6 protein-coding genes and 1 tRNA gene are annotated in these 8638 nt (G+C 38.3%); 5 read left to right on the forward strand and 2 right to left on the reverse strand.

All coding sequences use genetic code 11. The features are described 5' to 3' along the window. Together Q0L68_RS12360 and Q0L68_RS12365 are read left to right on the forward strand one after the other, a co-directional pair. Positions 1-831, forward strand: an 831-nt coding sequence (locus Q0L68_RS12360) for a pyridoxal-phosphate dependent enzyme (RefSeq protein WP_296703547.1), incomplete at its 5' end; no start/stop codon positions are given. Between the two features lie 9 nt (positions 832-840). Next, positions 841-1503, forward strand: a complete 663-nt coding sequence (locus Q0L68_RS12365) for a hypothetical protein (RefSeq protein ID WP_296703550.1) — start codon at positions 841-843, stop codon at positions 1501-1503. On the opposite strand, the gene Q0L68_RS12370 is transcribed toward Q0L68_RS12365, so the two are convergent. Beyond that, positions 1484-2200 (reverse strand): 1-acyl-sn-glycerol-3-phosphate acyltransferase, encoded by a 717-nt coding sequence (locus tag Q0L68_RS12370; protein ID WP_296703553.1) that lies wholly within the window; start codon positions 2198-2200, stop codon positions 1484-1486. The two genes, Q0L68_RS12365 and Q0L68_RS12370, sit on opposite strands and share 20 nt — an antisense overlap. 317 nt (positions 2201-2517) lie before the next feature. On the opposite strand from Q0L68_RS12370, the gene rpsA reads away from it, so the two are divergent. Then, the gene (rpsA, locus tag Q0L68_RS12375; RefSeq protein ID WP_296703557.1) at positions 2518-4293 is read left to right on the forward strand and encodes a 30S ribosomal protein S1; all 1776 of its coding nucleotides are present in this window, start codon (positions 2518-2520) and stop codon (positions 4291-4293) included. A 276-nt stretch (positions 4294-4569) separates the two neighbouring features. Here the strand turns inward: rpsA and Q0L68_RS12380 are convergent. Beyond that, a tRNA-Cys gene (locus Q0L68_RS12380) sits at positions 4570-4640 on the reverse strand. 365 nt (positions 4641-5005) lie between these two features. Between Q0L68_RS12380 and Q0L68_RS12385 the strand changes: the two genes are divergently transcribed. Then, on the forward strand, positions 5006-6271 hold the full coding sequence (locus tag Q0L68_RS12385; RefSeq protein ID WP_296703560.1) for a c-type cytochrome: 1266 nt from the start codon (positions 5006-5008) through the stop codon (positions 6269-6271). Positions 6272-6310: 39 nt separating this feature from the next. Further along, positions 6311-8638: TAT-variant-translocated molybdopterin oxidoreductase (locus Q0L68_RS12390; protein ID WP_296703563.1), on the forward strand; the 2328-nt coding region annotated here is incomplete at its 3' end.

Consider the following 8638-nt stretch of genomic DNA (forward strand, 5'->3'; position numbering starts at 1 on the left):
GGTACAGGTGGATCAATGTGTGGTACCTCCAAATACCTGAAAGAGCAGAATCCAGATGTGGTGACTGTTGGCATTGATACATATGGATCAGTTTTCAAAAAATATAAGGAAACAGGCATTTTTGATGAAAAGGAGGTATATCCATATCTGACCGAAGGGATTGGTGAGGACATTCTTCCAAAGAATGTTGACTTCGATATGATTGACCATTTCGTTAAAGTGACTGATAAAGATGCCGCTGTAATGACTCGTCGTTTAGCAAGGGAAGAAGGCTTATTTGTGGGTTGGTCTTGCGGTTCCGCTGTTCATGGGGCATTGGAATGGGCGAAAGAAAATCTAAATGAAGGGGATCAAATGGTGATTATTTTACCGGATCATGGAACTCGCTATTTAGGAAAAGTCTATAATGATGAGTGGATGAGAAACCATGGTTTCTTAGAGGATAGAACTTACTCTACTGCTAGAGATATTATTTCTCAACGGGAAGGAAATTATCAACTGGTGTCATCGTTTAAATCAGATTCAGTTCGGGAAGCAATTGGTTTGATGAATAAAACAAGTGTTTCCCAAATTCCGGTTATGGAAAACGAGGAGGTAGTTGGTTGTCTTACTGATAATAAACTTTTGGCAAAAATTATAGAAAACCCGGATTTGAAGGACGCTAAAGTTTCAGATGTAATGGAAGAATCCATGAAATTTGTGGCTTTAGACAGCACCTTGGATGTACTTTCGTCTATGGTAGAAAAAGAAAAAGCGGTATTGGTAAGAGATGGGAATAATCAGATTCATATCATCACAAAACACGATATACTAGAAGCTTTTACGAATTAATTTCAAAGAATGGATCAAATTAAACTCCAACGAATTATTGATTCGGGAGTAGATTTCAATATTTCAACTATTATAGACAAAGCCTGGGAAATGTTTAAAGCCCGGGCTATGTTTCATATAGGGTTTGCCTTTTTGATTTCTACGATCCAATTGGCATTTACGCTCTATTTGGAGGATTTTGTCTTTATCTATACTATTTTTTTATCTCCTCCCTTGGTAGCTGGCTTTTATTTAGTAGCTAATAGAATGAGCCAGGGTCAATATGTAGATTTTCAGAATTACTTTGATGGTTTTAAATACATTTTACCTCTAGTAATTGTGAATCTGATTTCAGCGATTTTAATCGTATGTGGAATACTTATATTTATAATACCAGGCATTTACCTTGGCGTTGGATATTTATTCAGTCTTTTATTTGTGCTTTTTGGAGGCTTTGATTTTTGGCCTGCCATGGAACTAAGCCGGAAACTGGTTCATACTAATTGGTGGAAGTTTTTTGGGTTTGTATTGGTTTTACTCCTGATTAATATTGGTGGATTTCTTTGTTTAGTTGTAGGCTTATTGGCGACTATTCCTTTGACCTATTTATCAGTTTATGTGCTTTTTGAAGAATTGACGATTGATGCTGCGGATGATGTGGATATAAGTTCTACTAATGAGACAATATTATAGTTTTGAGCCGATTTCTACACTTTTCAGCGAATTCCTCCACCGTGCTTTCTAAAGAAGGAAGAATTGGTTGGGAAAAATAGATTTGAACTTTTCCTGGGCTTAGTAAGAAAGATCCTCTTTTATGAATCGTATCTGCACCAATGATCGCAAAAGGCAAAATAGGTATACCGGTTTCTACCGAAAGTCTGAATGCTCCTTTTCGGAAAGGTAATAAAAGGTCATCTGTATCGTTTCTCGTTCCTTCGGGTGCCACTACGATGGAGATCCCTTTTTCGAGAATTTTAATGAGTTTGGGAATGCTTTCTTTTCTGGATTCCGGATTATCCCGATTCACCCAAATTGCAAATTTTCCTACTACCCAACCAAAAAATGGGATTGTGGATAGTTCTTTTTTCCCTAGGGCCCGAACCTGTTGTGGGATCGCAATAGGAATAATTGGTGCATCAAAAAAAGACCGATGATTGAAAATGTAGATGTAGGGTTGATTTTGATCGATATGCTCTCTGCCGTGAATTTCGAATCTAAATCCGGATAGAAAGCACCAGATTCCTGCCCAAAGTCTTATGAAAAAAAATGAAACCACACCCGCTCTATCACTAAAAAGCACAGGCAATACAATGAATAAGCCAAAAACAAGCATTAACACTATGAAAATCAAAAGTGAATAGATCGTAAATATTGCTTGAATGATTTTCATGCTAACCGAATATTGGTATTTTTGGGCTTATAATTTATTCTTAACTCTTTGCTTGCTTAAGCCCCGGAGCGTTCTGGGGCTTTTTATTTTAGCAGAAATTGAGAAAGCTTTTCGCAAAGAAGAAGATTCATCCAGATTCTTCACCATAAAATCTTTGATTTTTTTAATCACAATTTACGAAATAAAAGAAAATCAGTACCTTTGCAGTCCGTTCGAGTGAGCGGAGTGATTTGGGAATGCCTAAACCATTGATTTACAACTAAAAACCCCCAGTTCCCTGACTCGAGAACTGATGGGCTTTAAGAGTCAATAATATTATGTCTAACAAAGAAGAATTTAACTGGGATAACTTCGAAACCAAAGGTTTTGGTGAGGGCTATTCTAAAGAACAGCGTGATCAAATGGCTGCAATGTACGAAGGTACATTAGGCGAGATCACTGAAAAAGAAGTAATCAAAGGCACTGTTGTAGGTGTTAATGATAAGGATGTAATCATCAACATCGGTTTTAAATCTGATGGATTGGTTCCTTTAAGTGAATTCCGTGACCTTGATGGCATCAAGCCAGGTGATACTGTAGAAGTTTTCATCGAAGAGCAAGAAAATGTACTTGGTCAGTTGATCCTTTCTCGTAAGAAAGCTAAGATCGTACGTGCATGGCAGGACATCGAAGATGCCCTTGAGCATGATAACGTGATCGAAGGTTTGGTGAAAAGAAGAACTAAGGGTGGCTTGATCGTGGATATCTACGGTGTAGAGGCATTCTTGCCAGGTTCTCAGATCGACGTGAAACCTATCAGAGATTTCGATATCTATGTAGGTAAGAAAATGGAAGTGAAAGTGGTGAAAATCAACCACGCAAATGATAACGTTGTAGTATCTCACAAAGTGTTGATCGAGAAAGATCTTGAGAAGCAAAAAGCGGAGATCCTAAACAACCTAGAGAAAGGTCAAGTATTAGAAGGTGTGATCAAGAACATGACAAACTTCGGTGTATTCATCGATTTGGGTGGTGTAGATGGTCTTCTTCACATTACAGATATTTCTTGGGGTCGTATCAATCATCCAGAAGAAGTATTGCAACTTGATCAGAAAGTTCAGATTGTGGTTCTTGACTTTGATGATGATAAGAAGAGAATTTCTTTGGGTATGAAGCAATTGACAGCTCATCCTTGGGATTCTTTGGCTTCTAACCTTGAAGTTGGTTCTAAAGTAAGAGGTAAGATTGTAAACGTAGCTGACTACGGTGCATTCTTGGAGCTTGCTCCAGGTGTTGAAGGTTTGATCCACGTATCTGAAATGAGCTGGTCTCAGCATTTGAGAAACCCTGCTGACTTTGTGAAAGTTGGTGACGAAATCGATGCGGTAGTATTGACTTTGGATAAGGACGATAGAAAAATGTCTTTGGGTATTAAGCAACTTACTGAAGATCCTTGGACTAAGAATGACATGGGTACTAAGTATGCTGTGGGCACTAAACACACAGGTATTGTTAGAAACTTGACCAACTTCGGTCTTTTCCTAGAAATGGAAGAAGGTATCGACGGATTGGTTCACGTATCTGATCTTTCTTGGACTAAGAAAATCAAGCATCCATCCGAGTTTGTGAAAGTTGGAGATGAGCTAGAAGTAGCGGTTCTTGAACTTGACGTGGACAACAGAAGATTGGCCCTTGGTCATAAGCAATTGGAAGAGAATCCTTGGGATACTTTCGAGAATGTGTTCCCAGTAGGATCTTTACATAAGTGTACTGTTGTTTCTAAAAATGATAAAGGAGCAGTTCTTGAGCTTCCTTACGGTTTGGAAGGTTTCGCAACCATCAAAAACCTAGAGAAAGCTGATGGATCTCAAGTAGAAGCAGGTGACTCTGAAGATTTCAAAGTAACTGAGTTCTCTAAAGATGATAAGAGAATTGTTCTTTCTCATACAGCTACATTCAAAGAAGAGTCTAAGCCAGCTAAGAAAGAAGCTAAGAAGAAGTCTGATTCAGGATCTACTTCTACTTCATCTTCAGCTCCTGCAGAAAAGTCAACTCTAGGAGACTTGGACGCTTTGACTCAATTGAAAGAGCAAATGGAAGGTGGAAAGAAATAATTAGTAAAAGCTTTCAAAATATAAAGGTGTCCAAGATTTATTGGACACCTTTTTTTATTCATTTTTTAATAGACTCTAAATTGAATTTTATAAAAAGTAAATTTTAAGACCTAGCAGAATTGATTTTTTATTTCAAAGTGTCATCTCTTTTTTGAAGAAGACTTACCTCAATAGAAAGAAAATCTTTCTCGATTAAGGGTATTACTTAATTCCAAGGAATGGAATTCGATAAAAATAAAAACAAAAAAAGCACCCTTTATGAAGGGTGCTTGAATGAGGTCGAGAGCGGATTCGAACCGCTGTACAAGGTTTTGCAGACCTCTGCCTAGCCACTCGGCCACTCGACCATTTCCGAAATGGAATGCAAATCTAGAGAATATCTCTTTTGAAGCAAAACTAGCTTCATTTATTTTCTATGTTTTTGAGGAAGGATTAGACAAAGTCTTGATTTACAATTTAAAAAAAATCCAAAATCATTGATATTTTGGAGGAGTTCGAAATTGAAACAAAAAGTATTTTATTTATAATGATTCTAAATAAAATAAGTTTGTTAAAAATCAGTTTAAAATATTGAAAATCAGGTAAATAAACTGTGTTTTTGACACGAGTTAACCCGGTAATATGAATTGAATTCTTGTTTGAAAAATTGAGCCCGGGTAGTACCTTTGCAAGGGTTAATGAAAACCGCATAAACTATTTAATTAGCTATAATATGTTATCAAAACGCTCGTTAGTAGGAGTTCGATTGAATTTCCACACACTGGCAGTGCTGTTTTTCATGCTGATAGGATTTCAGGCCTTTGCCGCAGATCCTGCAGTTGATAGTAGCGACGAAGCAGTAGCAGCAGGAAAGGCTGTATACAATGCAAATTGTAAAACATGCCACAAACTGGATCAAAAATTAATAGGTCCAGCATTGAGAGGAGCCACAGATAGACAACCTGTTGAGCTTGTGAAAAGCTTTATTAAGAATTCTCAAGCAGTTATAGCATCAGGAAATGAATATTACTCGGACCTCTACGCAGAGTACAATAATACAGTTATGATTTCTCATGAGTTCTTGACTGATGATGAGCTGAATAACTTACTTGCTTATATAGAGTACGGAGATACTGTTGATCCTGCAGCTGCTGCTGCAACAGCAGGTGGTGAAGGAGGAGCAGTGACTGGTGCAGGTGGAGGTATTCCAAATGAATATCTTACAGTAATCCTTGCTGTTCTCGTTGTTGTACTTTTGCTGATATTGATCGTCTTAGGTTTGATTATCTCTGTATTGACAAAATATCTCAATAAGCAAGAGCTAGATGAGGATGATCAAGAATTTATTTCTCAGAAATTCAACTTAGGTAAAGTTTTAAAGAGTGATGGATTCATCATCATTGTAACTGCCCTAGTAGTTGCTTTGGTTGCAAAAACTGCCATTGATGGACTATACACTGTGGGGGTACAACAAGGTTATGCTCCTACTCAACCTATTGCATACTCTCATAAATTACATGCTGGAACTTTAGAAATCGAATGTCAGTATTGCCATACTGGGGTTGAGATTGGTAAATCAGCTAATATACCTTCTCCAAATATCTGTATGAATTGCCATGCATATGTGCAAAATGTACAAGGCGCAGAGGGTATTTCTCCAGAAATTCAAAAAATCTACGATGCTGTGGATAACAACACTCCAATTGAGTGGGTACGTGTCCACAATCTACCTGACCTAGCTTACTTTAACCACTCGCAACACGTGAAAGTAGGTGGTATTGAATGTCAAACTTGTCATGGCCCTATTCAGGAAATGGAAGTGGTAGGTCAGCACAGTGCTTTGACTATGGGTTGGTGTATCGATTGTCACAGACAAACCGAAATTAGTACTGAAGGCAATGCCTATTATGATAAATTGGTACAGATTCATGTGGATTCAAAAGATGCCCTAAAGGTGAAAGACATCGGCGGGCTTGAATGTGCTAAGTGCCATTATTAATTCATTATCCTTTTTGCAAATTCATTCCTAGATCATAAAATGAAGGAAAATAAAAAAACATACTGGAAAGGGCTAGAGCAACTTAGCAACGATCCGGAGTTTGTAAAGCATGCTGATAAGGAGTTCGCTGAACTTCCGACTTCACTGAGTGAAGATGGCAGTGCCTCCAGAAGAGATTTTCTCAAGTTGATGGGATTTAGCTTAGCGGCAGCTTCATTGGCTGCTTGTGAAGCCCCTGTAAGAAAGGCTATTCCTTATGTGAACAAGCCTGTTGACATCAACCCCTCTATCCCTAATTATTATGCATCTACATTCTCTTCCGGAGGTGATTATGCATCCATCGTTGTAAAAACAAGAGAAGGTCGTCCGATCAAAATTGATGGAAACGAACTTTCTCCTATTAATAAAGGAAAAGTTAATGCGATCGTAGAAGGATCTATTCTTTCTCTTTATGATAAACAAAGACTTGCTGGACCATACATTGCAGGTGAAAAATCAGATTGGGCTACAATTGATGCTCAGGTAAAGTCAAAGCTTGCTTCTGCAGGTTCTGTCAAAATCGTTTCAAACACGATTCTTTCTCCAACAACCCTAAAGGCTATTGAGCAGTTTTCAGAGGTTTTTGGAGGTGCGGAATTGATACAATATGATCCAATATCAAATTATGGTATTTCAAAAGCTGCTGAAACCTACTACGGTACTGCAGTAATTCCTTCGTATTCTTTTGATAAGGCAAAAACCATAGTTTCTTTTGGTGCTGACTTCCTCGGATCCTGGATATCTCCAATTGAATTTGCCGGTCAATATGCCAAAACAAGAAAGATTAGCAAGGAAAAACCAGAGATGTCTAGACATTATCAGTTTGAATCCAACCTTTCTTTAACTGGCGCCAATGCAGATTATAGAACACCAATCAAAGCTTCTCAAAGTGGATTGGCGGTTTTGGCACTTTACAATGCAATCGCGAGAAAGGCTGGAGCTGCTACAGTTTCTGCTCCAGCAGTAGAAATTGCTCATTTGGAAAAAGCTGCAAATGATCTTTGGGCAGCGAAATCTGCCGGTTTGGTTGTTTCAGGTTCAAATGACCCTAATGTTCAGGTTGTGGTAAATGCAATCAATGAACTCTTGGGTGCCAATGGAACAACAGTCGATTTTAGCTCTCCTATTCATTTCCGTAAAGGAGATGATAGTCGCATGAACCAATTCGTCAATGAATTGAAAGGTGGGCAAGTTGGAGCTGTTATCTTCTACAATTGTAATCCAGTTTATGATTTTGCAAGAGGTGCTGAAGTTGCAGAGGGAATTGCAAAAGCAAGTGTAAGTATCGCAACCAATGGTACGATGGATGAGACTTCATCTTTGGTTCAGATGGTTGCTCCAGATCATCACTTCTTAGAGTCTTGGAATGATTTTGAACCTAAGAAAGGACATTTTTCATTAGCACAGCCTACGATTTCACCTCTTTTTGATACAAGACAAGCACAAGATTCATTCTTGACATGGTCTGGTTCTAATTCGAATTATTACGAATTTCTCCAACTTAACTGGGAATCTGAGATATTCACAATGGTTGAAACTGGTAGTAGTTTCCAGCAGTTTTGGGACACTACACTATATAATGGAGTATTTGCAATAAATGAAGGAGAAACCACAACTGTCACTCCGGTAGGAGATATAAGTGCAGCGGCTGCAAATGTTGCCCAAACTTATAAAGCTGACAATGCTGGTGCAGAATTAGTACTCTACACTAAAGTAGGTATTGGTAACGGTACATTTGCAAATATACCTTGGCTTCAAGAAATGTCTGATCCAATTACCAAAGCTACTTGGGATAACTACTTGACAGTTTCTCAAAAATGGGCTTCTGATAATGGAGTAAGTATGTTTGAAGAACAGACATCAAAAGCTTCTATTTCTGTTAATGGGAAGTCATTGGTAGTTCCAATTTTGGTTCAACCTGGACAAGCTGAAGGTACTTTTGGACTTGCCATTGGTTATGGAAGAACAAAAGCTGGTCGTGTTGCTAATGGGGTAGGTGTAAATGCTTACGAATTAGCAGATGCCTCAAAAGGATTTGTAAACTTTGATATTATTACTGGTGTAGAAGTCACTGCAACCGGTGAGCCATATAAGATTGCTAGAACTCAAACTCACCAGACCTTCATGGGACGTGAGAATGTGATCCAGGAAGCAACTCTTGAGGATTATAGAAATGATGCTGGTGCTGGAAGATACCATCCAGAGATTTACAAAGACGGTGAATTTGTTAAGCCTAGCAAAATCTCTCTTTGGTCAGGTCATCAATATTCTCAGCATCACTGGGGACTTGCAATTGATATGAACTCTTGTATTGGATGTTCAGCATGT

This window comes from Algoriphagus sp. (genome assembly GCF_024642405.1).
Taxonomy (GTDB): Bacteria; Bacteroidota; Bacteroidia; order Cytophagales; family Cyclobacteriaceae; genus Algoriphagus.